This window comes from Calditerrivibrio sp. (assembly GCA_026415135.1).
In the GTDB taxonomy this organism is placed as follows: domain Bacteria; phylum Chrysiogenota; class Deferribacteres; order Deferribacterales; family Calditerrivibrionaceae; genus Calditerrivibrio.
This window is the reverse complement of the sequence record JAOAHS010000002.1, coordinates 25,780-50,964: the sequence shown is the minus strand read 5'-3', so window position 1 is coordinate 50,964 and position 25,185 is coordinate 25,780. Positions and strand designations below refer to the sequence as shown.

General features: G+C 35.1%; 23 protein-coding genes and 1 tRNA gene. 11 read left to right on the top strand and 13 right to left on the bottom strand.

Annotated features, from left to right (window positions below):
• Positions 1–17: 17 nt before the first annotated feature.
• Positions 18–251, bottom strand: coding sequence for a thioredoxin family protein (locus N3C60_00810; protein ID MCX8083450.1), 234 nt, complete (start codon positions 249–251; stop codon positions 18–20).
• A 25-nt stretch (positions 252–276) separates the two neighbouring features.
• Entirely contained in the window at positions 277–1,224 is a 948-nt protein-coding gene (locus N3C60_00805) for a permease (GenBank protein ID MCX8083449.1), read from the bottom strand.
• A 207-nt stretch (positions 1,225–1,431) separates the two neighbouring features.
• Between N3C60_00805 and N3C60_00800 the strand changes: the two genes are divergently transcribed.
• The 4 genes from N3C60_00800 to N3C60_00785 all read left to right on the top strand — a co-directional run bounded on the left by N3C60_00800 (position 1,432) and on the right by N3C60_00785 (position 4,580).
• Complete coding sequence (locus tag N3C60_00800) at positions 1,432–2,382, top strand: energy-coupling factor ABC transporter permease (GenBank protein MCX8083448.1); 951 nt, start codon at positions 1,432–1,434, stop codon at positions 2,380–2,382.
• Between the two features lie 7 nt (positions 2,383–2,389).
• Positions 2,390–3,154 (top strand): energy-coupling factor transporter transmembrane protein EcfT, encoded by a 765-nt coding sequence (locus tag N3C60_00795; GenBank protein ID MCX8083447.1) that lies wholly within the window; start codon positions 2,390–2,392, stop codon positions 3,152–3,154.
• The gene (locus N3C60_00790) at positions 3,151–3,867 is read left to right on the top strand and encodes an energy-coupling factor ABC transporter ATP-binding protein (protein ID MCX8083446.1); all 717 of its coding nucleotides are present in this window, start codon (positions 3,151–3,153) and stop codon (positions 3,865–3,867) included. Before N3C60_00795 ends, N3C60_00790 begins: the two co-directional genes overlap by 4 nt.
• 119 nt (positions 3,868–3,986) lie before the next feature.
• On the top strand, positions 3,987–4,580 hold the full coding sequence (locus N3C60_00785) for a hypothetical protein (GenBank protein MCX8083445.1): 594 nt from the start codon (positions 3,987–3,989) through the stop codon (positions 4,578–4,580).
• 24 nt (positions 4,581–4,604) lie between these two features.
• On the opposite strand, the gene N3C60_00780 is transcribed toward N3C60_00785, so the two are convergent.
• From N3C60_00780 to mdh, 5 genes are all read right to left on the bottom strand, one after another.
• Complete coding sequence (locus N3C60_00780) at positions 4,605–5,147, bottom strand: 2-oxoacid:acceptor oxidoreductase family protein (protein MCX8083444.1); 543 nt, start codon at positions 5,145–5,147, stop codon at positions 4,605–4,607.
• Positions 5,148–5,156: 9 nt separating this feature from the next.
• Positions 5,157–5,966: a thiamine pyrophosphate-dependent enzyme gene (locus N3C60_00775; GenBank protein MCX8083443.1), complete on the bottom strand. Its 810-nt coding sequence runs from the start codon at positions 5,964–5,966 to the stop codon at positions 5,157–5,159.
• The gene (locus N3C60_00770; protein MCX8083442.1) at positions 5,967–7,103 is read right to left on the bottom strand and encodes a 2-oxoacid:acceptor oxidoreductase subunit alpha; all 1,137 of its coding nucleotides are present in this window, start codon (positions 7,101–7,103) and stop codon (positions 5,967–5,969) included.
• Between the two features lie 31 nt (positions 7,104–7,134).
• Entirely contained in the window at positions 7,135–7,338 is a 204-nt protein-coding gene (locus N3C60_00765; protein ID MCX8083441.1) for a 4Fe-4S binding protein, read from the bottom strand.
• A gap of 104 nt (positions 7,339–7,442) precedes the next feature.
• Positions 7,443–8,417, bottom strand: coding sequence for a malate dehydrogenase (gene mdh, locus N3C60_00760; protein ID MCX8083440.1), 975 nt, complete (start codon positions 8,415–8,417; stop codon positions 7,443–7,445).
• 611 nt (positions 8,418–9,028) lie between these two features.
• Here mdh and N3C60_00755 point away from each other — a divergent pair.
• Positions 9,029–11,254, top strand: a complete 2,226-nt coding sequence (locus tag N3C60_00755; protein MCX8083439.1) for an NADP-dependent isocitrate dehydrogenase — start codon at positions 9,029–9,031, stop codon at positions 11,252–11,254.
• A 34-nt stretch (positions 11,255–11,288) separates the two neighbouring features.
• Here N3C60_00755 and N3C60_00750 read toward each other — a convergent pair whose 3' ends face one another.
• The 5 genes from N3C60_00750 to N3C60_00730 all read right to left on the bottom strand — a co-directional run bounded on the left by N3C60_00750 (position 11,289) and on the right by N3C60_00730 (position 18,084).
• Positions 11,289–14,636 carry an AAA family ATPase gene (locus N3C60_00750; GenBank protein ID MCX8083438.1) on the bottom strand — a complete coding sequence of 1,116 codons (3,348 nt, stop codon included), beginning with the start codon at positions 14,634–14,636 and terminating at the stop codon, positions 11,289–11,291.
• A 2-nt stretch (positions 14,637–14,638) separates the two neighbouring features.
• Positions 14,639–15,433, bottom strand: a complete 795-nt coding sequence (locus N3C60_00745; protein ID MCX8083437.1) for an ABC transporter ATP-binding protein — start codon at positions 15,431–15,433, stop codon at positions 14,639–14,641.
• Positions 15,430–16,323 carry an ABC transporter permease gene (locus N3C60_00740; protein MCX8083436.1) on the bottom strand — a complete coding sequence of 298 codons (894 nt, stop codon included), beginning with the start codon at positions 16,321–16,323 and terminating at the stop codon, positions 15,430–15,432. The genes N3C60_00745 and N3C60_00740 overlap by 4 nt, the downstream gene beginning before the upstream one ends.
• A gap of 53 nt (positions 16,324–16,376) precedes the next feature.
• Entirely contained in the window at positions 16,377–17,330 is a 954-nt protein-coding gene (locus tag N3C60_00735; GenBank protein MCX8083435.1) for an ABC transporter substrate-binding protein, read from the bottom strand.
• 130 nt (positions 17,331–17,460) lie between these two features.
• Positions 17,461–18,084 carry an outer membrane lipoprotein carrier protein LolA gene (locus tag N3C60_00730; protein MCX8083434.1) on the bottom strand — a complete coding sequence of 208 codons (624 nt, stop codon included), beginning with the start codon at positions 18,082–18,084 and terminating at the stop codon, positions 17,461–17,463.
• Positions 18,085–18,147: 63 nt separating this feature from the next.
• Between N3C60_00730 and N3C60_00725 the strand changes: the two genes are divergently transcribed.
• From N3C60_00725 to N3C60_00715, 3 genes are all read left to right on the top strand, one after another.
• Positions 18,148–18,504 (top strand): hypothetical protein, encoded by a 357-nt coding sequence (locus tag N3C60_00725; protein MCX8083433.1) that lies wholly within the window; start codon positions 18,148–18,150, stop codon positions 18,502–18,504.
• 158 nt (positions 18,505–18,662) lie between these two features.
• Positions 18,663–20,042, top strand: a complete 1,380-nt coding sequence (gene pepD / locus N3C60_00720; GenBank protein MCX8083432.1) for a beta-Ala-His dipeptidase — start codon at positions 18,663–18,665, stop codon at positions 20,040–20,042.
• Complete coding sequence (locus N3C60_00715) at positions 20,043–22,034, top strand: cation:proton antiporter (protein MCX8083431.1); 1,992 nt, start codon at positions 20,043–20,045, stop codon at positions 22,032–22,034. It begins immediately after the preceding gene.
• Here N3C60_00715 and N3C60_00710 read toward each other — a convergent pair.
• A tRNA-Ala gene (locus N3C60_00710) sits at positions 22,026–22,098 on the bottom strand. The two genes, N3C60_00715 and N3C60_00710, sit on opposite strands and share 9 nt — an antisense overlap.
• Positions 22,099–22,157: 59 nt before the next feature.
• On the opposite strand from N3C60_00710, the gene N3C60_00705 reads away from it, so the two are divergent.
• From N3C60_00705 to gap, 3 genes are read left to right on the top strand one after another with little or no spacing between them, the layout of a single operon-like run.
• Positions 22,158–22,826, top strand: a complete 669-nt coding sequence (locus N3C60_00705) for a ComF family protein (GenBank protein MCX8083430.1) — start codon at positions 22,158–22,160, stop codon at positions 22,824–22,826.
• Positions 22,823–24,163, top strand: coding sequence for a hypothetical protein (locus N3C60_00700; GenBank protein MCX8083429.1), 1,341 nt, complete (start codon positions 22,823–22,825; stop codon positions 24,161–24,163). Before N3C60_00705 ends, N3C60_00700 begins: the two co-directional genes overlap by 4 nt.
• Positions 24,141–25,139: a type I glyceraldehyde-3-phosphate dehydrogenase gene (gap, locus tag N3C60_00695; protein MCX8083428.1), complete on the top strand. Its 999-nt coding sequence runs from the start codon at positions 24,141–24,143 to the stop codon at positions 25,137–25,139. The genes N3C60_00700 and gap overlap by 23 nt, the downstream gene beginning before the upstream one ends.
• Positions 25,140–25,185 lie beyond the last annotated feature (46 nt).

Here is a 25,185-nt window from a genome sequence, read left to right as displayed (position 1 = left end):
AGATCTTAAAAAGTCTCCTATTTACTAATAATTTTTTTTATCTTCTCCAGATCAGGTAGAGGTTTTCCAGCATGTACCACGTTACCATCTACTACAAGAGCCGGTGTGGTCATAGAATATTTCATAATTTCAGCTATATCCTCCACCTTTTTTAGATCAGCCTCAATATTCAGTTCTTCCAAAGCTTTTTTGGTCATTTCATATAAATTTCTACAATTTTGACATCCAGTTCCTAACACTAAAATTTCCATAACAACCTCCTAAAAACCGTTCTATCTATAAGATCATATTAAACATATAACCAACAAGTATTATCGACACAGTCATAATACCAACGAATATAAACAAGAGCTTTGGTTTTAACACTTTCCTTAAAATGATCATCTCAGGAAAGGACAAAGCAGTAACCGCCATCATAAAAGCAAGAACAGTCCCGATGGATAGACCTTTGTGCATGAGGGCATATACTATTGGGATCACACCTGCTACGTTGGAGTATAAAGGAACTCCGAGAACAACAGCAATAGGTACAGCAAATATATTATCTTTTCCAGCATATCTAACAAGAAAATCCTCCGGAACATAGCCATGTATAAACCCACCTATGGCAATAGCAATGATTATATAAAGCCAAACCTTTTTTAAGATCTCAAGGGTATTAACCTTAGCATAATCGATCCTTTCCCTAAAAGTCGGAGACATTACTTTGACATCCCCTATCTTAATATTATAAACATACTCTTCAACATACTTTTCTAACCTAAGCCTACCTATAATTATTCCCCCAACGATCGCAACTGTAAGTCCAGTTATAAGATAAATAGTGGCAATCTTCCAGCCAAAAAGACTAAAAAGCATCACAAGCGCGACTTCATTAACCATAGGTGATGAAATCAAAAAAGAAAAAGTGACACCAAGTGGAACACCAGATTCTACAAATCCGATAAACAAAGGTACTGCAGAACAGGAACAAAATGGTGTAACAATACCCAAAAGAGCTGCAAGGATATTACCTATAAACTCTTTTTTATGTGACAAATACTTTTTTGTTTTTTCCGGGGGGAAAAAACTTCTTATAAAAGATACAGTAAATATCACAACAACAAGAAGGGTAAAAATCTTTAAGGTATCATATATAAAAAACTCTAAAACAGCAGAAAACTTCATACTTCTCTGAAGAGACAAAAGATCATAAACAACATACTTCGCAATAAGCTCAAACACAAACGACTCCACAGATATAATTTTTTTTATATAACTAATACCTTAATATTCAATTGTCAAGGTTTATTCCATAAAACCCTTTTTTATATGAGGATGTTAAAAAATATTCAAAAGATCATGATAGAGTATTTAAAAACAATATCAAATTGACTTAGTGAAAAAATATTATATAATGTATATACAACGTGTAATTATACGGAGGTGTTTATGCATATGTCAGATGCTCTTATATCGATACCTGTGGCAACATCCTTTTGGACAATTACAGCAGGAACAGTTGTTTATTCATCTATAAAGTTTAGAAAAAATTCCCATGATAATATAATACCACTTATGGGGGTTATTGCATCTCTTGTTTTTGCCCTTCAAATGATCAATTTTTCTATACCTGGCACTGGTTCAAGCGGTCATTTTACAGGAGGTTTTCTGCTTGCAGCTGTACTGGGACCCCATCTCGCCTTTCTTGCCATGTCATCGGTATTAATAATACAAGCACTATTTTTTGCTGACGGTGGTATTTTAGCTCTGGGCTGCAATATATTTAATTTAGCCTTTGTGCCATCTTATATAATCTATCCTATTATATCATCTTTCTCAAAGGAGAAACTATCCTATCCAGCTCTATGGCTTGGAGCGTTCTTATCTCTTATCTTAGGCGCTTCTATGGTTACACTACAAACCACTTTATCAGGTATATCTGATCTTCCTTTTACAAAGTTTTTATCATTAATGCTTTTTATTCATCTTTTAATAGCCATAGCAGAAGGAGCAATTACCGTTGGAGTTTATAAAATTATCAAAAATACTGCTTTTTATAGCATTCAAAAAAATGATACCAGATTTTTTAATCCTGTCATGTCACTATTTTTATTGAGTCTTATTACCGCCGGTGTGTTTTCCCATTTAGCCTCTGATAACCCTGATGGGTTAGAGTGGAGTATATCCAGGATCATAGGAGAATCAAAAGAATTAGAAGCAGTTTCTAATAAAATCCATCTTGTTTTCCAAAAAATACAGAGTATTATCTCTTTTTTACCCGATTACAATCTACCGAACTCAGATTCACCTTTGGGTCTCTCGTTAGCTGGCATTGTTGGAGCACTCTTAACCATCATTCTTGTAATGACAATAGGTTTCTTAACGAAGAAAAAATCTTAAAACAATCATGAACACCCAGATAGCCTTAGAATACGTTTTGTCCTTTGAAGAACTAAACCATAAAAACAGCTATCTAAACAAACTTTCTCCACTAACAAAAATTCTCATTTTAGCAATCTTTTTATTAACTAACGTATCAATAAACAAGTATGATCTTACTAAAATACTGTTTATGTCAGCTTTTGTATTGTACCTCTTTATACTGTCACCTTTGCCTTTGTCTTTGATGATAAAGTTTTCCCTTACTACCTCACTATTTATAGTACCACTGATCATCTTTAATCCTTTCCTTGACAACAATGTAATAAAACTAAACAATGTCTTTATAAACGCAGGCTTAGTATCTGCAATAACTACCTACATAAAATTTTTAAACATAATTATATGTACGTTAACCATTATTTCATCAACAAACTTTAAAGATCTCGTTCACATACTCAGTAAGTTCAAAGTCCCCAAAGAGCTTTTGATGACCTTATTACTGATGTATAGATTTCTCTTCATTTTTCTACATGATCTACTACAAGTACAAGAGACAATCAGTTCAAAAAGAACTTGTTATAAAAAAATAACCTTAAAAGATATGAAATATATCATTTCTACCATGTTCATAAGGGCTATAAACCGTGCTGAAGCTATCTGTGAATCTATAAATGCCAAAGGTGGTATATCGTCTTTTCATTTTAAAAAAGATTTTGATATAAACAAACACGATTACATTTTTATTTTTTCTACAATTATCTACATCTTTTTAGTAAAAGCAACACTATGAGTCATCACTTTATAGAGGTTTCCAATATATCATATACCTATCCTGATGGTACCAAAGTGTTACACAACATTTCCTTTAGACTGGAACATGGAGACGCCCTTGCAGTCTTAGGAGCCAACGGTGCAGGCAAATCAACACTACTCAAACACTTAAACGGTACAATTCTGTGTCAGGAGGGCAGTATAAATATCGGTGGTATATTTATTTCAAAAGATACATTAAAAATAGTTAGAACAAAAGTCGGTATAGTTTTTCAAAATACTGACAATCAATTGTTTATGCCCACTGTGTATGATAATATTGCATTTGGATTAGACTCCCTTGGTTTTACCGATCAACAGATCAAAGAGATTGTTTATGAAATATGTAATATTTTATCCATAAATCACTTAAAAGATAAACACCCTTTTAAACTATCAGGAGGGGAAAAAAGAAAGGTATGCATCGCCTCTGCTTTAGCTTTTTCTCCGGAAATATTGGTATTAGATGAACCAACTGCAGAATTAGATCCAAAAAGCAGCTTTGAGATAGCAAACATTTTAAACGATTTCAAACATACAAAAATAATAGCCACCCATAACTTAACCCTTGCTCAAAAGCTATGTAACAAGTGCCTAATATTAAGTAATGGTAATATTCTGTATTTCGGCAACTATGAAGATCTTCAAAAAAACGAGGAGATTCTCATAGAATCCAACCTCTTGATTAGATAAATTATTTAAATACAAATACATTATTAATAAACTTAAAATCGTTCTAAACATATAACCATTTTATCCGATCATATAGTTAAGAACAGGGAAGTCAGAAATAGTACACAAGGAGGTGTATTATGTTAGTAGTAAAAAATATATCATCAGAAATGTACGACATAGTCACTGAGAACGAACGGAAAGCATCCCTTCAGTTGAATGAATATGCCAAGTTATATCTTATGACCATTATGAAAAACCTGATAGAGAAAGAGGACTTTTTTTATAAAAATATCATTAACGATGATGCCTTAGGTGAGGCATTTATGAAGGCATTTGCAAAGGACCTTTTTGGAAAGATACAGACAATTAAAGCTGTAGGGGATTTATGTCTCATATACTCTGGTCTCTTCCCGGATAAGCTTAACAGAAAGCTTGTGGATATAGATTATTTTATAAAGCTCGGTCAGGTATCATTCCTGACGCTTTACAGAATATACAACCACATTGATACACTAAGTGACATAAAAAACCTATATCTAAATGTTTATAAAGAATTTTTAAAAATAACCAGTGTCTTGATGGAGATAGCCAAAAGCTTTAGATTGATAGACGAAGAAAACATATTAAAAATCTACGAAAGATGGCAAAAAACAAAGATAAATGCTCTATATAATATATTGAAAGCTAAAAATATTATACCCTTAGATTACAACTCAGACAAAGCTAATTAAAAAAGCGGGATAAACCCCGCTTTTTTATTTTTTTGCAGCTTTTGCAAGCTCTATACCAGCTTTTAGCGCTTTTTTGTTAAGCTCTTCTGTACCTTTTGGGACTTTACTTAAAACACCTTTTTCAAGCTTTTCGTAGTCTATAAGGTTTGCAAGTTCGTTTATTACACCCAGCGTTACAATATTAGCCACCATAGACTTACCCACATCCTCAGCAGCAGTCTTTATGATAGGTAGTGAGTAAAGCTTAAAATTACCTTTAGGCTTATTCTTTACCATGAAATCGTCCACGACTACGATGCTACCTTCCTTAGCATCCACTACAAATTTATCACAGGCCTCTTGAGTAAGAGCTACAAGTATATCAGATTTTAAAACCTTAACATAGTTTATCTCTTCATCGCTAATAACTACTTCACCCCTAGCAGCTCCGCCTCTTGCCTCTGGACCATAAGACTTCGTTTGAACAGCATTTTTACCTGCATATACAGCTGCATAACCCAATATGGCAGCAGCTGTAATGGTACCTTGACCACCTGATCCACCAATTCTTATATCTATCCTTGCCATCTTATACTCCTATTTTTTTAATCCAACTACTGTATCATACGTATCAAGATATTCAGGCTTCTCCTCTTTGTGAAGAACCCCTATTGTGATTTTACCAGCGAGCTCCTCAGGAGTCATATTCTTTGCCCTTTCAATATTGACCGCATTATCTTTCATCCATAGAAGCATTGACGCAGGAGTTTTAAATTTGTTCTTTCTACCAAAACCTGTTGGACAAGCGTTTATGATTTCCAATACACTTGTACCCTTATGTGTAAGGGCTTCTTTTATCATCTTTTCACAATGGGCTACATGATACGCTGTTGTCCTTGCGACAAAAGTAGCACCAGAACCCTTAGCAAGATCAGTAATTTCAAAAGTATTTTCAGTCATACCATAAGGAGATGTTGTTGCCCAAGCACCTTTTGGAGTGGTAGGTGAATATTGGGAACCAGTCATACCATAGATATTATTGTTAAATACAAAGATAGCCATATCAAGATTTCTTCTGCATGCATGAATGAAGTGATTACCACCAATAGCTGTCATGTCTCCATCACCACCTAAGGCGATAACCTTAAGCTTTGGATTAGCTATCTTTACACCTGTAGCAAAAGCAATAGATCTACCGTGTGTAGTATGCAAAGTATTAAAATCCACATAACCTGGTAAACGACTTGCACATCCAATACCTGAAGTAACAACGATATCGTTTTTATCCCAACCCAAAGAATCTATAGCTCTTATCATAGATTTCAAAACTATACCATAGGTGCAACCAGCACACCATATATGGGGTAATTTCCCCTTTCTTATATATTTAGCGTAATCGTAAGCCATTTATACAAACCTCCTAATTTTTTCAAGGATATCACTCGGAAGTATTGGCTCCAATAACAAGCTGTATAAACCTTCTACCCCACAGCGACCCTTAGCAACCCTCTGAACTTCGAGAGTCATCTGCCCCAAATTCATCTCAGGGACAACAATACCCTTAACTTTATTCTTCTCTATTAATCTATCCAAATGTTTCTCAGGGAAAGGCCATATTGTAAGTGGTCTTACAAGTCCTGCTTTTATTCCAGCATTTCTTGCTTCCACAACAGCATGCTTTGCAGATCTTGCAGAAACCCCAATAGCAAAGACAAGCACCTCTGCATCATCAGTCATAAACTCTTCCACTTTCACAATATCATCATAGTTTTTGTTCAACCTTTCTATGATTCTTATAGTGTTTTTTGTATGCAATACCGCATCATTAGTAGGAAATCCGTCAGAGTTGTGATGAAGGCCTGTTATATGGAATCTGTAACCAGATCCAAAAGGAGCAAGGGGTACGATCTCTTTATCCATATCAAAAGGGAGGTACTCTTCCGGCTTACAAGTAGGTTTTGGTCTTTCCACAACCTCCAGCTCGCCAGGTTCTGGAATAACAATCTGCTCCATCATCTGCCCTATAATAGCATCGGTCAAGACGAAAACTGGACAACGATACTTCTCAGAAAGATTGAAAGCTCTTACAGTCTCTGTAAACTGTTCTTGAACAGATGAAGGTGCCACAGCAATAACTGGATGATCACCATGAGTTCCCCATTTTGCAGCCATAATATCGGATTGGCTTGGTCCTGTTGGCATCCCTGTAGAAGGACCCCCTCTCATGACATCCACTATTACCACAGGAATCTCACAGAGCATTGCATAACCTATATTTTCCTGTTTAAGAGATAATCCCGGACCACTTGTTGCAGTCAAACTCTTAACACCAGCAATAGACGCACCTATTACAGCAGCCATTGCAGCAATCTCATCTTCCATCTGTATAAACCTTCCACCTACTTGAGGCAACCTCTCTGCCATCCTTTCTGCAACCTCTGTGGAAGGTGTAATGGGATATCCACCGTAAAAACGGCATCCAGCATATAGGGCACCTTCAGCAACTGCATGGTTACCCATCATAAATTCTACTTTTTTAGCCACTTAATGCCTCCTAACATATTCATTCTGTTTCTTATTCTTTCTCTTTCTTATAAACGATAATTGCAAAATCAGGACATCTTAATTCACATTGCATACATGCAGTGCACTTTTCTAAGTCCTTCACTGAAGCTTTAAAATCCCTCATTTCAAGGGCACCGGTTGGGCAAAGCTCCACACATATCTCACAGCCTTTGCACCATTTCTCAATAATTTCTATTCTTTCAGCTTTAGCCATCTAAAAAACTCCTTTAAGTTTATTAGAAAAATCATATATTTCAGTTTTAAAAATATTTCAACATAATTTTAAAAAATTAAGGAGGGTTAAACCCTCCTGAGGATTTATGACAAGAAACCAAGCCTCTTAAGATCTTCGACAAGCCCTTTAACGGCATTAACAGATATATCCATCATCTTCTGCTCTTCTTCGTTGAGCTTGAGTTCTATAATCTTTTCAACACCATTAGCACCCAAAACTACTGGTACACCAACATAAAGATTTTTCACACCATATTCTCCGTTTAAAAGTGCACAAACTGGTAGTACCCTCTTTTCATCTCTGATAACAGCTTCGGCCATTTGAATTGCAGCAGAAGCTGGAGAGTAAAAAGCAGAACCTGTCTTAAGAAGAGCAACCACCTCACCACCAGCATTTCTTGTTCTTTGAACCATAGCTTCCATAACCTCTTTAGCCTTTTCTGCCCCATACTTTTGCTCAAGAAGCTCCATAACAGGACAACCATTTACATTTGCATATCTTACAAGAGGAACCATAGTATCCCCATGCCCCCCAAGTACAAGAGCATTGACATCTTTCACAGAAACCCCAAGTTCCCAAGCTATAAAAGTAGCAAATCTGGAGGAGTCAAGAACCCCAGCCTGTCCAAAAACCCTATTTGCTGGGAACCCAGTAATCTCTTTCATCAGGGTAACCATAGCATCAAGGGGATTGGAAATAACTATGACAAAAGAGTTAGGAGCATAAGTTTTGATACCTTCAGCAACCTGCTTTATAATATTGGCATTTGTAGTCAAAAGATCATCTCTACTCATACCGGGTTTCCTTGGAAGACCAGCAGTTACAATACATATATCTGCATCTTTAATATCTTCGTAGGAATTTGTACCCTTTAATTTAATATCAAATCCATCGATTCTCGCTGCCTCAGCTATATCAAGGGTTTTACCTTGGGGCATGTCTTGAACAATATCAAACATAACAACATCACCAAGCTCTTTGATAGCGCAAAGCTGTGCAAGAACTCCACCGATCTGTCCACCACCTATTAATGCTATCTTTGGTCTTTTAAAAGCCATAAAAGCCTCCTTAACTTTATTTTATATATCGCGACCTTTTATGTATACTGTATACACTAACACAAATATAATGAAAATGTCAAGCAATATCGACTTAACAATTATCAAAAGATTTTATAATTTTTAAAAACCCACAAAACACAGATAATCAACATTATAAAAAAACAAACAAACACAAAACCATCACCAGAAGTAAACATATATCAAACAAACATTTTCATCAAAACACAAAAAATTGCTCCGACACTTTCAAATAGAACAACTCAACACAAAAAACAAATACAACAAACAATAGAAAACCCATCACAACCAAAACCCATTTTCAAAGAATAAAGAACAAAAATCGTAATGATATGCTATAGAAAAACTATATACAGACTATAAGCCAAATCTATGATTATTTATCAGACACTTACTTGACACCACACAACAATGAACATGAGCAACACTTGTCAAGCACCTACCTTTATCAATAATAACACCGTTTTATCCAAAGAACTACTTTCATAATAATTTTTACAATTCACTTGACAAATAGAAGAAACTCTAATATATATTTTGTATACTGTATACAAAGATTTTAGATAAAAAACATAATAAGGAGAAACGTTATGTCAGCAAAAAAAATCATCTGGACAAAAATTGACGAAGCACCTGCACTCGCCACATACTCCCTTCTACCCATTGTTCAGGCTTTTTTAAAAGGGACGGGCATAGAGGTAGAAGAGAAAGACATATCTCTATCTGGTAGGATTTTAGCTACCTTTCCCGATTTCTTAAAACCTGAGCAGAGGATTCCAGACCATTTAGCAGAGTTAGGTGAGCTTGTTTTAAAGCCTGAAGCAAACATAATAAAACTACCAAACATTAGTGCATCAGTACCACAACTTAAAGCTGCCATTAAAGAGTTACAGGACAAAGGCTATGCAGTACCCGATTACCCAGAGGATCCTAAGGATGAAAAAGAGAAAGAGATTCAGACCAGGTACTCAAAAGTTTTAGGTAGCGCAGTAAACCCAGTACTCAGGGAGGGTAACTCTGATAGAAGAGCCCCATTATCTGTAAAAAACTACTCCAAAAAGAATCCCCACAAATTAGCTCCATGGGATCCAAATACTAAAGCCCATGTAGCCCACATGTCAGGGGGTGATTTTTATGGAAGTGAAAAGTCTGTTACCATTGATAAGGCTACATCTATTAGATATGAATTCGTTGATAAAAATGGTAACTGCAAAGTGTTGAAAGAAAAAGTAACTCTTCTTGATGGAGAGGTACTTGACTCCTCTGTAATGAATGTTGCTGCCCTCAGAAAATTTTATCAAGAAAGCATAGAGGATGCAAAACAATCTGGTCTTTTACTCTCTCTTCACCTTAAAGCTACAATGATGAAAGTTTCTGACCCTGTTATGTTTGGTCATGCCGTATCAGTATTCTATGAAGATGTTTTCAAAAAACACGCAGATACATTCAAACAACTGGGCGTAAATCCAAACAATGGTTTGGGAGATCTTTACAAAAAGCTCGAATCCTTACCTGAGGAGAAAAGAAGAGAGATAGAGGCTGATATTCAGGCCGTTTATGATAAAAGACCTGCTCTTGCAATGGTGGACTCTGACAAAGGTATTACCAACCTACATCAGCCAAACGATATAATCATCGATGCCTCAATGCCTGTTGTTATCAGAGATGGTGGTAAAATGTGGAACAAGGATGGCAAGCTTCAGGATACCAAAGCTATGATCCCTGATAGGTGCTATGCCACTATGTATAAAGAGATGATGGAGGATTGCAAAAAAAATGGTGCTTACGATCCTGCCACAATAGGCTCAGTGTCCAATGTTGGTCTTATGGCTCAGAAAGCCGAAGAGTACGGATCCCATGACAAAACTTTTATAGCTGAGGATGAAGGTATAATAAGAATTGTTGATAACAATACCAATCAGGTAATAATGGAGCAAAAAGTAGAAAAAGGTGATATCTTCAGAAGCTGCCAAACCAAAGACGCTGCCATAAAGGATTGGGTAAAATTAGCCGTAACCAGAGCAAGGCTCACAAAAACTCCTGCTGTATTCTGGCTTGATAAAAACAGGGCCCATGATGCTCAACTGATTATTAAAGTAGAGAAGTATTTAAAAGAGCACGACACAACAGGTTTAGAATTTCATATACTTGCACCACAAGAAGCTATGAGATTTACCCTTAAAAGGTTCAGAGCTGGACTTGATACAATATCAGTCACTGGTAACGTTCTAAGGGATTACCTCACAGATCTTTTCCCTATAATAGAGCTTGGTACAAGTGCAAAGATGCTTTCTATTGTACCACTACTTAACGGTGGTGGGTTATTCGAAACCGGTGCCGGTGGCTCTGCTCCAAAACATGTTCAGCAATTTTTAGCAGAAGGGTATTTAAGATGGGATTCTTTAGGGGAGTTCACAGCCCTCTGTGCATCATTAGAACACCTTGCAAATGTTTTCAACGATGATAAGGCCCGTGTATTGTCAGAAACCCTCGATAAGGCTGTTGAGAAGTTTTTAGACAATAAAAAATCTCCAGCAAGAAAAGTAGGTGAAATAGATAACAGAGGTAGTCATTTCTACCTTGCACTTTACTGGGCCGAAGCTTTGGCAAATCAGGACAAAGATCCCCAACTTAAAGAACGATTTGAAAAGGTATATAAACAGTTGAGTGAAAATGAAGCCAAGATCAACAAGGAGTTAATCGACGCCCAAGGGAAACCACAGGATATAGGTGGATACTATAGACCAGATGATGAAAAAGCCTCTAAAGCTATGAGACCAAGCCCTACATTCAACGCAATCATAGACTCCATGTAACACAACCACAAAGCGGGGCCTGCCCCGCTTTTTTTTAATCCATCTTTATCGAAACAATCTTAGAAACTCCGGGTTCCTGCATTGTAACACCATAAAGATATTGGGCAGACTCCATCGTTTTTTGGTTATGCGTAATTATAACAAATTGAGCCTTCTGGGAAAGACTTTTAAGCATATTTACAAACCTACCGATATTCGCGTCATCCAACGGTGCATCTATTTCATCAAGAAAACAGAATGGTGATGGTTTGTGAAGGAACATCGCAAAAAGAAGAACACAGGCTGTCATTGCCTTTTCACCACCTGAAAGCAACGCCATATTTTGCAATCTCTTACCAGGAGGCTGTACAAATATCTCCACACCAGTATTCAACAAATCTTCCTCATCAGTAAGGGATAACTCAGCCTTTCCATCGCCGAAAAGGTTTTTAAAAATATCTTTAAAATGTTTTCTTACAGAGAAGAAGGTTTCCTTAAATGTTTCCACTGTTTTATTATCGATCTCATGAATAATCTGGGATATGCTGTCTATAGCCTTTACTATATCCTCTTTCTGTTTTTCTAAAAACTGGTATCTCTCGCTAATCTCAAAAAATTCCTGTTCTGCAGCCATATTAAGAGGGCCAATATCCTCTATTCTTTTTTCATACTCAGTTAGCTCACCCTTCAACGTTTTTAGATCATGGTCATCATTATAGTATAACTTGTAATCTTCCTTCAAAAGGGAAGAATACTTCTCTTGATAACTGTTTTCAAGATTCTCCATGCTTGTTTTGTTTTGGGCAATTCTTATCCTTATATTCTGTAGATCATTATCAATCTTTTTCACAAACTTATTCCTATCATCTATCTGTTCTTTTAATTTTTTTATAGAATCGTTTTTACTTATGATCTCACTTTCTAAAAACTTTTTCTCATCATAAAACCTGATCTTCTTTTTTTCCAGTTCATCAAGCTTTTTTTCATTCATCTTAAGGCTATTTAACCAATTATTAATATCCACAGACATCAACCTTGCCAGCCTCTCCTTTATATGATGAACCTTTGATGTAGCTGAGGTTATCTCTTTATCAGTATAGGAAAGATCTTTTTTTGAAGAGCTCAGTTGCTCATTTAATCTTGACAACTCAACCCTTAAATCTGTCAACTTCTCCTTTTCACTCTCTATTCGCTCCTCATAATAATCCAACTTACTCTTAATATCATCATACTCTTCCTCCAACTCCTTCTGGCTCAAAAATATCTCTTTGAGATGCTCCCCTTCTATGGCAATTTTCTCTTCGAGATTTTTTAGCTCATCATCCAATAATACAATCTCTTTTTTAACAGTGAGTTCCCTTTTAAGTATATTATCCCTTATCGTGTTATTGTTCTTAATGATAGCATCTATATTGACAATTTCCTTTTCCATTTCCCTTATTTGTTGATCATAGTTGGCCATCTCATTAAGTATAGCCTCTCTCTTGTTATGTAGATCTTTTAACTCTTTATCCAATGTCTCTAAAACACTGCTCGACTCTTCCAATTCATCCACAAGGCTTTTTAGCTTAATCTTCATTTGGATGAGTTTTGTAGATTTTTCATCTTCACCTATCTTATAATATACACCGTTGAATTCCCTAATTGTATTATTTATCAGTTTAATAGAAGAAAGATTATTTTTTAAAGTATCGATATCTTCCTCAAAAACAAATTTCAATGACAAAATCATCTTATCCATTAGAGAAAAGATAACCTGCCTATCAGTATTCTTAAAGACAACCACATCACCATAGAGCTGTTTAATGCCATCATCAATAGGATAATCCATCAATAAAGCCATCTGATTCTCATCAAAGTTATTAAAGAGTTCTTTACCAAACGATGAAGCCCTTATCTCATTCTTTAAAAACTCAATCTCCTGTTCTTTACTCTTATTTTTTATGATTAGGGCTGTTCTTTCCTCTTGGATTCTTTTGATTTTATTGTTGATCTCTTCAAGGGTTGCTTTTTGGGCTAAGAACGACTCCTTTATAATGCCAAGATCATTCACAAACATATCTCTTTTTATCTTCAAATCGGTAAGGAGTTGATTAACTTTTTCTAAGTCACCTAACAGCTGCTCCTTCTCTTGATCCATCCTTAATGTTTCCCGCTTGATTCTGGCAATCTCAGTTTCGTACCTTATAATCTGATTGCGTAACTTTGTACCCTTTTCTGCAATATCCAGATACTTAGTCCTATTTACATTCAGATCCTCTTTATAATCATCCCTTTGATCTATCAATTCATCTAATAAAACCTCTAATTCACGAATTTCATCTTTCTTATTATTCACAACAGTAGCAAGCTCATCGATTTTCCCCAAATATCCTTCCCTAAGCTTAGAAAGATCTTTCAACCTGTTTGATAAAGACATAAGTTCATCATTCATTTGAGTCTTGGATTTTTCTGCAGAATCTATATTACTTTTCAAAACATTTATCTCTGAATTAACCAAACCAATCTCTTCGGTACATCTTACAATATCATTATTTACTCTTCTAAGCGCAGTTTCAGTTTCTAAAAGTTTTTCTTCAAAATGCCTTAAATCTTTTTGCAGTTGTTCAATCCCATAAACCTCTTCAGATAACAGAATTTGTAATTGATCATTTTTTAAATGCAACTCCTCTAATTGACCCAGCAGATTATAATAACTGATTGCATATATAATTTTATCAATTCGTTCCTTTTCGGCTTTTAACTCTCTATAAAGATGAAGCTTTTCCATTTGGCTCTTGAGCAAACCATATTTTTCCCTAACCTCTACTATTATATCATTGACCCTATTGAGATTGTCTCTTGCCTGTTCCAGCCTCTTCTCAGCCTCTTTTTTCTTCTCTTTGAATTTGGTAATACCTGCAGACTCATCAAAAAACTGCCTTATTTCCTCACCAGAAGCAGAGATTATTTTTTCCACCTTACCCTGCTCTATTATGGAAATACTTCTTGCACCCAAACCGGTGTCGTAAAAGATCTCTTTGATATCTTTTAGCTTACATTTTTTATTGTTTATATAATATTCCCTATCACCATCCCTATAGTACTTACGTGTAATCTCTATTTCACTAAACGATCCCCACTTTCCAGCTAATTCTTCATCTAAATCGGTTATAACAAGAGTTACAGAAGCAACGTTGGATTGATTTCTTTTTTCAGAACCACCGAAAATAATATCATCCATGTCAGAGCCTCTGAGTTCTTTTGGATTCTGTTCACCTAAAATCCATCTTATAGCATCCAGAATATTGCTTTTACCACTGCCGTTTGGACCTACAATACAGGTTATACCTTCAGGGAAATCTATCACAGTTTTATCAACAAAGGATTTAAAACCATGAATAATAAGCTTTTTAAATCTCATACTTATACTAACAACAACTTATCATCCACTATCTCTTCCCCTCTTACCTTTGAGAAGAGTTCCAAAAGATCTTTAACAGTCAAAGTATCACGCTGGGGGGATTTCACATCAAATATGATTTCACCCTCATGCATCATTATGGTTCTGTTACCTAAGCTTAGAGCTTGTCTCATGTTATGAGTAACCATGAGAACTGTAAGTTTGTATGATTCTACAAAATATTCTGTAAGCTCTATTATCTTGGCAGCTGTTTTAGGGTCTAAAGCAGCTGTGTGTTCGTCCAATAGCAATATTTCGGGTTTTACCAATGTAGCCATTAGCAGTGTCAAAGCCTGTCGTTGCCCACCAGATAATAGGCCTACCCTGTCCTTTAATCTATACTCAAGCCCCAAACCTAATTTTGACAATTGATCCCTAAAATACTCCCTATCAGCTTTTTTTACACCAAGCCCCAAACCTCTTTTACTACCCCTTTTCATAGCTATTGCCAAATTCTCCTCAATGGTAAGGGATGCAGCGGTACCACTTAAAGGATCTTGAAAAACTTGCCCAATAAAACTAGCCCTTTTAAAGACAGGCATTTTAGTAACATTTTGATCATTGATAAAAATATCACCCTCTTCAGGCATCAGGTTACCAGATATAAGATTTAACATAGTCGATTTTCCCGCGCCATTACTACCAATAACCGTTATAAAATCATATTGTTCTATCCTTAATGACAATGATTTTATTGCTATATTTTCATTAATGGTCCCAGCGTTAAAAATCTTCTTTACATTTCTTAGTTCTATCATGTCCTACTCTTAATAATTTGTCTGATTTTTGGGGATATAAGGGCAAAGGTAACCATTGTAGCTGTTATTAGGTTTAGATCTGAAGGGCTTAACTGAAAACTCCCAATTCTAAAAGAAAGAGCCAGTGCAATAGCAAACCGGTACAACATTGATCCTATCAACACAGATAAGACAGCTCTAAATACTGTTCTTGGTTCCAAAAAAGCTTCACCAAGAATCACTGAAGCCAAACCTGCTACTATCGTACCTATACCCATGTTTACATCGGCAGACCCCTGGCTCTGGGCAACAAGAGCCCCTGACAAAGCCACCAACCCATTTGAAAAAGCTAAACCTAATATGGTGATAAAATTATTATCAACCCCTTGAGCTCTTACCATCTTCGGGTTATCACCAGTTCCCCTCATTACCAAACCCAAATCTGTATGAAAAAACCAAACTATCAAAAGGATTAACATAAACACTATTAAAGAAAAGAATACCGGTGTTACTACATATCTGTCTACCTCAAACAGCTTTTCAAAAGGAGAAAACACCGTCTCAAAACCCAATAAAGCAGTATTTGGTTGCCCCATAACCCGTATATTGACAGAATACAGTGCAATCATCACAAGAATGCCGGATAAAAGATTGAGTATTTTAAGCTTTGTATTCAATATACCGGTTATCATACCAGCAAATACTCCAGCTGAAAGTGCACAGATTGTGGCAAAATAGGGATTAAAACCGTTAGTAATCATAACCGCTACCACTGCTGCACCTAAAGGGAATGTTCCATCCACAGAGAGGTCTGGAAAATCAAGTACTCTAAAAGTTATAAAAACACCAATAGCCATTATCCCAAAGACCAAACCCTGTTCGATGGCACCCAAAAAAGCATAATAACTCATACGCCACCCTTTCTAAAGCTGGTCATTTTTTAAAGAGTAAACATCTTTTAAACTCACTTAATAACCTTTTTTGCAGCCTTTAAAATATCTGGATTTAATTTTATACCGATCTTGTTTGCAGTGGACTCATTTACAAAAAGGTCCAAATCTTTTAAGGTCTCTACAGGTATATTAGATGGTTTTTCACCTTTTAAAACCTTAGCAACAATAACACCTGTTTGCAAACCCAACTTATAATAATCCATCCCTAAAGAAGCCAAAGCACCCCTCGTTACAGAGTCTGTATCACCAGTAATGACAGGTATTTTATTCTCAAAAGACACTTGTAACACCGACTCAAGAGCAGACACAACTGTATTATCAGTAGGAACATAGATCCCATCAACTTTTCCCACAAGAGACTTTGCAGCCATTAAAACACCACTACTATTTGTTACAGTTGCCTCAATTAATTCGATATTCTTGTTCTTAATAATTGACTTTAGGATCTCTACAATTGCTCTACTATTTGCCTCTCCAGAATTATATATCACCCCTAATCGCTTTAACGGTATCTTAAGCTTTTCAAAAAGCTCTATCTGCTCCTTGACTGGACTCATGTCTGTCGTACCAGTGACGTTCCCACCAGGTTTCTCAAGTGACTTTACAAGCTTAGCTCCAACAGGATCTGTAATAGCTGATATAATAATAGGAGTAGTCTTAGTAAGATTGGCCACAGCCTGAGCAGTAGGAGTTGCAATCGCTATTATTAGATCCTTTTTATCCCCTACAAATTTTTTAGCTATCTGATTTGCTGTAGCAATATTACCTTGAGCTATCTGAATATCATATTTAACATTTTTACCATCCTCGTAACCCAACTCCTTCAACTTGTCAATTATACCTTTTCTACAGGCATCAAGAGCTGGATGTTCTACTATCTGGGTAATACCTATTTCTATCATCTTAGCATACGATAGAAAAGCTGTTGATAGTAACAACATAACCACTAAAATAAGTCTCTTCATAGTACCTCCTTTTTTATTTTTACTTAACAACTGCCAATTTCATTTCCGATTTTAAATGAGAAATAAAGTTAAATAATTTTTAAAATTAAATCAAGAAGATTTTACTACCTTACATATAAACAAGAAAAAACTAATACTCAAAAACCTGAGCACTCTCAGGATATTTAACATTAAATACAGATTTATCTATCTTCTTATTTATTTCAAGATTAGAAAACGTGATCTCCGTTACATTACCATTGATATCTTCACTGTGTATCCCGGTTATATCATTATGAGCATTGACCAACAACATTACATATTTCAGCCCAATATCCACCTTTGGTTTTAATTGAATCTGACTTTTTCCATTAACCACAACAACGAAATTCTTTTCGATCTCTCTAAAGTTGAAGAGCACAGACAAGACTAAACCAGCTTCTCTAGAAGAGTTTTTTGTCTGGCGTATAACCTGATTTGTAGACCCATCATAGTACTCCATACCTCTACTATCAAAAAAGTAGTACTGCTTATATGGCTCGGTATAATCCCAAAGGGCTTTTTGATTAGCTATTAGATAAAATTTCCCTTTGTAAGTCTCTTTGGAAAAGTTTTTAATCGTTGTTACCTGAACAAAGTCAGCTGAAATCGTCTCGATATTTTTTAGCCTATCCACCACAGAAGGCTGAACCGGTTTTTTATTGTTCTTTTTAGTGGCATAAGTTGGAGAAATCAAGAAAAATGTAAGTACAGTGATCAACAATATCTTTTTCAATGTTACCTCCAATTTTTATTGCTTTTTTTATAAAACAATCTACAATAAAAGTAAAGGTTAATTATGTTCAATTTGCTTTTCGTCGAAGACGAGGATATATTTTACACTATTATGGAGATGTTATCTAAAAAATTTTATTTCAATCTCTTTATAGCTAAAACCGTATCAGAAGCAAAAAAAATACTTGATAACAATAAAATAGATGTAGCAATAATAGATTACGAGTTACCTGACGGCAAAGGGGACGAGATAAGCGATTATATAGCTATATACCACAATGATATCATCACAGCAATCTCATCGGGGCATGGGGGGACCATTATTAGTAGTAAATCCAAATATAAGTATGTTGTAGATAAATCAGATTTAATCAGTTTTATAAGGGAGATTGCAGCTAAGGTTAATGAAACAAAATCATAAAATCAATTGCTTTGATTGTGTACATTTTGCAATAAGCTGGGATAAAAATTTCCCATATCTATGCAAAAAAATCGGATTTAAGAGCAAACTTTTGCCCTCTATCCATGTAAAAAAAAGTTCCGAGATAGATTGTCTATTCTTTGAACAGAAGGTGAAAAATGCTGGAAAAAATTCTTAACTATTTTAGTGAAATATCAAAAATCCCCAGGTGCTCAAAACAAGAATCCGCAATAGTTCAATATATTCAAAAATGGGCAATTGCAAAAGGGTTTAAATATATGACAGATCCCTATGGCAATACCCTTGTATATCCCCCTGAAACAACCCCACAGATCATATTACAATCCCACGTGGATATGGTATGTGAAAAAACAAAAGATTCAAACCATGATTTTGAAAAAGACCCAATTACCCTAACAGACGACGGAGTCTACATAAAAGCAAACAAAACAAGTTTAGGTGCAGACAACGGAATAGGTATGGCAATTTCGATGTGCCTTAAAGAGGAGCTGATGTCAAGTACCCGGAATATCTCTTTACTTTTTACCGTCGATGAAGAGACTGGCCTAAATGGAGCCAAACATCTTGATAAGTCATTTTTAAATAGCCGTTACCTAATAAATCTTGACTCAGAAGAGGACAATACCTTCATAGTAGGCTGTGCTGGTGGCACAGATATGATTATCAAAAAGGAATTATCAAGTAAAACCTCAGAAAATATTACAGTTACCCATATAGAGATAGATGGGTTAAATGGTGGTCATTCAGGTATAGACATAGACAAAGGTTATGCAAATGCAATTAAACTCTTAACAGAACTAATGATTGCAATCGAAGTTGAATACATTTTAGATATCAGAGGGGGAACAGCCCACAATGCAATACCAAGAAGTGCATCAGCAGCTCTTTTAACCAATTATACAAAGGAAGATATAAATAGGATCTTTTACCAGATCTGCCAAAGATACCCTTTAGATAACGCTAAACTTACAATCTCCCATGTTACCCAACATCGTGGGGTATTATTCTACTTCAAAGAGATTTTAAAAACCCTCTCTAAATTAAATCATGGGGTATTTACCAGAATGAAAGGGAGGTTTCAAGGTATCGAAACATCTTCAAATCTTGCAAAGATAGAGTTGGCAAACAATACACTAATCATTGTAGAAAGTTTAAGAAGTACCACAGATGGTGCAATGGATCTACTCAAAAAAAATATCGAAAAAAAGCTCACTGGGTTTTCTTATTATTACTGCTGTGATTATCCAGGATGGGTTCCAAAGGAAAACTCAACGTTGCTTGAGGAAGGTATCAGATCCTATAGAAAACTTTTCAACGAACAACCAAATATAAAAGTGATTCATGCTGGTCTTGAATGTGGTGTTTTCTCACAAAAGAACCCTTTTCTGGATATTATCTCATTAGGGCCTAATATTCATAACCCCCACAGCCCCGATGAAAAATTAGAAAAACTCTCCGTTCAAAAAATTTATAATCTCACAAAGGATATTATAATATCTCTAAGCCACAGGGGTTAGATGGAAAATAATATCTTTTTATATATCATAATACTGTTAGGATCTTCAGTTGTTATCACCACAATTTTAACAAAATTGAAAATACATCCAATAATAGGTTTTATTCTTACAGGTGCTATTATTGGTCCGAATGGACTAAAACTTATATCTAATAGTCATACAATAGAAGCCATTTCTGAAATCGGCATAATACTCCTACTTTTTACCCTCGGACTGGAGTTCTCAATAGATAAATTGATTAGATTAAAAAGATATGTTTTCATTGGAGGTTTTATTCAGGTTATAGGTACCTTTGCTATATTTTTTATCATTGGAACCATGTATTATAACTATCTAAATGCCATACTTTTAGGCATACTTACTGCCCTAAGTAGTACAGCAATAGTTCTAAAACTAATTTCAGAAAAAGGTCTTACCGACTCACCCATCGGCAAGATAGGTATAGGTATCTTACTCTTTCAGGATATTATGGTTGTACCAGTAATGGTTATTGTACCTCTTTTTGCATCCACCTACATATCTTTCATCGATATAATTTCAAAGGTATTGGTATCAATTGTTCTTGGAATAATAGTATTTTTCATATCAAAATACCTAACTAACTTTATACTATCAAAAATAGCAAAGCTTAGAGTAAAAGAGATTTTTATCCTTACAATCATCGTCATCAGCCTCGGTATGGCATACATTACAAGTCTTATGGGTATATCAACCTCATTAGGGGCTTTTTTGGCTGGTGTTGTTCTTGCAGACTCTATCTATACCCATCAGATAATTGCCGATATCGAACCCTTTAAAGATAGCTTTTTAGCAATCTTTTTCGTGTCAATTGGGTTACTAACCGATACAGCATTTATCATAAAAAATCTGGACAAAGTAATTATATTTTTTATAGCCTTGCTCATCATAAAAGGCTTTGTAATATTTTCAATATCCTACTATCTTTCTAAAAGTACAAAGATCTCCTTTAGATTAGGTATGTCTCTATTTCAAATAGGTGAATTTTCTTTTGTAGTGGCAGCACTTGCTAAAAGTCTCAATATAATCGATAACAATTTTTATCAGCTTTTCCTTGCTGGATCAGTTTTTTCAATGGTACTTACACCATTCGGTTTTAAGTATGGCTATAAGATATACGATATCTTTTTCAAAAAACAAGAAAAACAGCCTCAAGAAGAACATCAGGACGAGCTTTCTGATCATGTAATTATAATTGGGTATGGTTTAAACGGTAGGAATTTAAGCCATGTTCTGAAGGAAACAAATATTAGTTATATCATTTGCGAAATGAACATAAGTACTGTAAAGCAGATGCAAGAAAAAGGCGAACCTATCATATTTGGTGATGCAACAAAAGAAGAGATATTAAAAAGTCTTTGTATTAAAACAGCCAAGGTTGTAGTAATAGCCATTTCTGATCCAGAAGCCACAAAAAGGATAGTAAAGATGGCGAAAACAATCAATGAAAATGTCGTAATAATAGTTAGAACCAGATATGTTGCCGAAGTGGAGATGTTTAAAAGATTAGGAGCAGATGAGATAATACCTGAAGAGTTTGAGACATCTATAGAGATCTTTTCAAGAGTTCTTGTTAAATACAATATCCCTATCAATATAATCCACCTAATGACTCAAAAAATAAGACAGAACAACTATGAATCCCTAAGGACTATCGACATTTCCCCTAAAAAACTGTTTACAGACAAAATCGATGACCTCATCATAGATATAGTACCCTATATGATACTACCTGATAGCCCATTAGCTGGTGAAAGGATCAAAGCAGTCGGCCTAAGAGCAAACACAGGTGCCAGTATAATAGCTATCCGTAGAGGTGATCATATAATACAAAGTCCAAATGCAGAAGATATTTTAAAATCTGAAGATATCATATATATAACAGGTACCAAAGATATAGTCGAAAAAGCTATCGAATTTTTAAACAACTATGGGAACCCAAAAGAACAAACAATTGAACCATTATGGAGCTGAGGGGGATCGAACCCCTGGCCTCATGAATGCCATTCATGCGCTCTCCCAGCTGAGCTACAGCCCCATCCCTTATTGCGTATGTGTGCTAATATATCTTTTAAAAAGATTTGTCAAGTGCAGTTTATGTTAGATGAGTTATTTTATGCAGAATGCATAGGCTGTTCTTGCAAGATAGTTTATTATCAAACTTTATGCGATAACTGTCTTAAAAACATTAAAAAAATTAACACTTTTTGTCAAAAATGTGGTTATCCCCTATCTATAAAGGCAAGTACTTGCAATAATTGCATCATCCCCAAATACTATAATAAGCTCTTCATACCATACTGGTATCAAGGTAGTATCAAAACCTTACTTAAAAAGATTAAATTTCATTACAATCTAAAGGGTTTGACCCTATTAGATTACCTAATAAAAAAACAGTTATTTAAGTTTGACTTCTATGATATTATCACCACCGTTCCATCAAGCTTTTTAAGAAGATTTAGAAGATTTATACATCCGGCTGATTACATTGCAAAAACTATAGCTAAGATATATGGAATTAAATTTGAAAGAATACTAAAAAGAAAGAGACATACTACGTATCAATGGAAACTCAGGAAAAAAGAACGTTATGAAAATGTAAAAAACGCTTTTAGCTGTGAAAAAAACTTATTTGATTTGAAAATTTTGTTAGTTGATGATATAATGACTACAGGAGCTACAATTAATGAGTGCAGCAAAGTTTTGATGAGTGCAGGAGCTAAGAAAGTGGATTGTTATATATTTTCAAAGGGGTTATTTACATGACAAACATTGAACAACTACTTACATATCTAAATCTTGATGAATTTATTAACATATTTCTATACCAACTCGATGAAGAAAAATTCAAATACTATACAAACGGCAAATTTACTGAGACCCCAATCCCTGATTTTATAAAAAAATATTTGTTAAACGAGAAGGTAAGTCTCTATTTCTTTAGAAAAAACAAAGATATCATAACCTTCTATTTTTTCAGAATAGAGATTCAAAATAAACGATATGTACTTATAGTTCAGGATAATAGGGAAGGTAAATATTTAAACAAATTCATCGCAACAATATTTGACAATTTGATAGAGCTTAAAAATGAAATTGTTCAGACAAATAAAGAGATAGATTTCTTAAGGGATGAGCTTAGTATATGTGAAAAAGAGCTCGCCACAAGGGAGCAGGAAAAAAGTAGACTAGAGGAAACATTAGCCTCTAAAGAATCCCTCATAGAGAGTTTAGAAGAAAGTGTGAATATTTTGAAAAAAAGTCGCCAAAAAATGCTCAAACTCATCGACGGATTTAATCTACCTTTTTTTTCGATGGACCTCCACTACGATATTAACAATGTTAACCTTGCAGCCGGAAAATTTGCAGGAGAAACAAATCTACCAAGATTAGTTGGCGGAAAATGTTTTAAAATGATCTATAATCTCTCAGACAAATGCCCTTGGTGTAAAATCGATCAGATTCGAGCCGAAAAAAACTGTATTAAACAACACATCACAATAGAGAGAGATGGGGAAAAATATACCTACGAACAAAATATGTTCCCCATATTCGACCAAGAGGGCAATCTGATAGAGGTAGGCGAATATATACATGATATCACAGAACAGTACCAGCTTATAGATTCATTAAGAAAATCAGAGATTGAATTATCAGAAATAAGTAAAAAGAATATAGAAAATATAAACGAAATAAGCTCATTAAAAAAAGCATATGAAGAACTTTTAGATGCCTACGATAAAGCAAAAACTAAGATATCCAAAATGACAAATGTTCTTAACACCATTATGCAACAAGATACTGTAAATGAACTTCTAAGGCTCAGAGCTGAGAAAAAAGAGTTAGAAATCAAACTATCAAAAGCTCTTACAACAATTAAGAACTACGCCAAAAGATACGAAGAACAAGCAATAAAACAGAATGAAACGGCTAAAAAGACCTTTTATTCAATAGAAAGACTCTTTAATATCATTAACAACAAAAAGAGGATAGAAGATGAAGAAATTAAAAAAGTTTTTGACTTTTTAAGTGGTCAGATATTATATATAAAGAACATGTTAGAAAAAAAGGAGGACAATAATGAGCCTAAAAGTAGCAATTAACGGTTTTGGCCGTATAGGTAGATGCGCCTTCAGAGCTGCATTTGCTCAAAAACTTGATATTGATTTTGTAGCAATTAACGATTTAACAGATGCTAAAACATTGGCACATCTTTTAAAGTACGACTCAGTTCATGGCATAGCTGACCTGGAAATAAGCTACAAAGATGACAACCTTATAGTCAATGGCAAGCATATAAAAGTATATTCCATAAAAGATCCTGCTCAGCTACCATGGAAGGATCTTAACGTAGACGTTGTTTTAGAGTCATCTGGTATATTTACAAAAAGGGAACAGGCATCAAAACATCTTGAGGCAGGTGCCAAAAAAGTTGTTATCTCTGCACCTGCAGAGGACCCTGATATAACAGTCGCTTTGGGCGTTAATTTTGAATCCTACGATAAAAACAAACATCATATTATATCCAATGCCTCATGTACTACAAATTGTTTAGCTCCTGTAGCAAAAATTATCCATAAAAAATTTGGCATAATAAATGGTCTCATGACTACTATCCATTCCTACACCAATGATCAAAGGATTTTGGATCTTCCACACAAAGATCTTAGACGAGCCAGAGCTGCTGCTCTATCTATGATCCCCACCTCAACGGGAGCAGCAAAAGCTGTGGGTCTCGTTTTACCGGAACTAAAAGGTAAACTCGATGGACTAGCAATAAGAGTCCCCACACCAAACGTCTCCCTTGTTGATCTAACATGTAACGTTTCAAAAGCCACTACAAAAGAGGAGGTAAATGCCGCCATCAAAGAAGCCGCAGAGGGTGAATTAAAGGGGATTCTTCAGTATGTTGATCAGGAACTCGTTTCCTGTGATTTCAATGGCAACCCTCATTCTTCAATTTTTGATGCCCCTCTTACCAAGGTTATTGAAGGTACATGTGTAAAGGTGTTTAGCTGGTACGATAATGAATGGGGATACTCAAATAGGGTGATCGAACTTATAACAAAGCTACTTTAAATAATCATGGGCACTGAAGTGCCCTCTTTTATATTTAATACAGGAG

Excerpts from the sequence above, each read along its gene's own strand:
- N3C60_00810 (MCX8083450.1), bottom strand. The coding sequence starts at position 251 with ATGGAAATTTTAGTGTTAGGAACTGGATGTCAAAATTGTAGAAATTTA.
- N3C60_00800 (MCX8083448.1), top strand. The coding sequence starts at position 1,432 with ATGCATATGTCAGATGCTCTTATATCGATACCTGTGGCAACATCCTTT.
- N3C60_00795 (MCX8083447.1), top strand. The coding sequence starts at position 2,390 with ATGAACACCCAGATAGCCTTAGAATACGTTTTGTCCTTTGAAGAACTA.
- N3C60_00790 (MCX8083446.1), top strand. The coding sequence starts at position 3,151 with ATGAGTCATCACTTTATAGAGGTTTCCAATATATCATATACCTATCCT.
- N3C60_00785 (MCX8083445.1), top strand. The coding sequence starts at position 3,987 with ATGTTAGTAGTAAAAAATATATCATCAGAAATGTACGACATAGTCACT.
- N3C60_00780 (MCX8083444.1), bottom strand. The coding sequence starts at position 5,147 with ATGGCAAGGATAGATATAAGAATTGGTGGATCAGGTGGTCAAGGTACC.
- N3C60_00775 (MCX8083443.1), bottom strand. The coding sequence starts at position 5,966 with ATGGCTTACGATTACGCTAAATATATAAGAAAGGGGAAATTACCCCAT.
- N3C60_00765 (MCX8083441.1), bottom strand. The coding sequence starts at position 7,338 with ATGGCTAAAGCTGAAAGAATAGAAATTATTGAGAAATGGTGCAAAGGC.
- mdh (MCX8083440.1), bottom strand. The coding sequence starts at position 8,417 with ATGGCTTTTAAAAGACCAAAGATAGCATTAATAGGTGGTGGACAGATC.
- N3C60_00755 (MCX8083439.1), top strand. The coding sequence starts at position 9,029 with ATGTCAGCAAAAAAAATCATCTGGACAAAAATTGACGAAGCACCTGCA.
- N3C60_00750 (MCX8083438.1), bottom strand. The coding sequence starts at position 14,636 with ATGAGATTTAAAAAGCTTATTATTCATGGTTTTAAATCCTTTGTTGAT.
- N3C60_00745 (MCX8083437.1), bottom strand. The coding sequence starts at position 15,433 with ATGATAGAACTAAGAAATGTAAAGAAGATTTTTAACGCTGGGACCATT.
- N3C60_00740 (MCX8083436.1), bottom strand. The coding sequence starts at position 16,323 with ATGAGTTATTATGCTTTTTTGGGTGCCATCGAACAGGGTTTGGTCTTT.
- N3C60_00735 (MCX8083435.1), bottom strand. The coding sequence starts at position 17,330 with ATGAAGAGACTTATTTTAGTGGTTATGTTGTTACTATCAACAGCTTTT.
- N3C60_00725 (MCX8083433.1), top strand. The coding sequence starts at position 18,148 with ATGTTCAATTTGCTTTTCGTCGAAGACGAGGATATATTTTACACTATT.
- pepD (MCX8083432.1), top strand. The coding sequence starts at position 18,663 with ATGCTGGAAAAAATTCTTAACTATTTTAGTGAAATATCAAAAATCCCC.
- N3C60_00715 (MCX8083431.1), top strand. The coding sequence starts at position 20,043 with ATGGAAAATAATATCTTTTTATATATCATAATACTGTTAGGATCTTCA.
- N3C60_00705 (MCX8083430.1), top strand. The coding sequence starts at position 22,158 with ATGTTAGATGAGTTATTTTATGCAGAATGCATAGGCTGTTCTTGCAAG.
- N3C60_00700 (MCX8083429.1), top strand. The coding sequence starts at position 22,823 with ATGACAAACATTGAACAACTACTTACATATCTAAATCTTGATGAATTT.
- gap (MCX8083428.1), top strand. The coding sequence starts at position 24,141 with ATGAGCCTAAAAGTAGCAATTAACGGTTTTGGCCGTATAGGTAGATGC.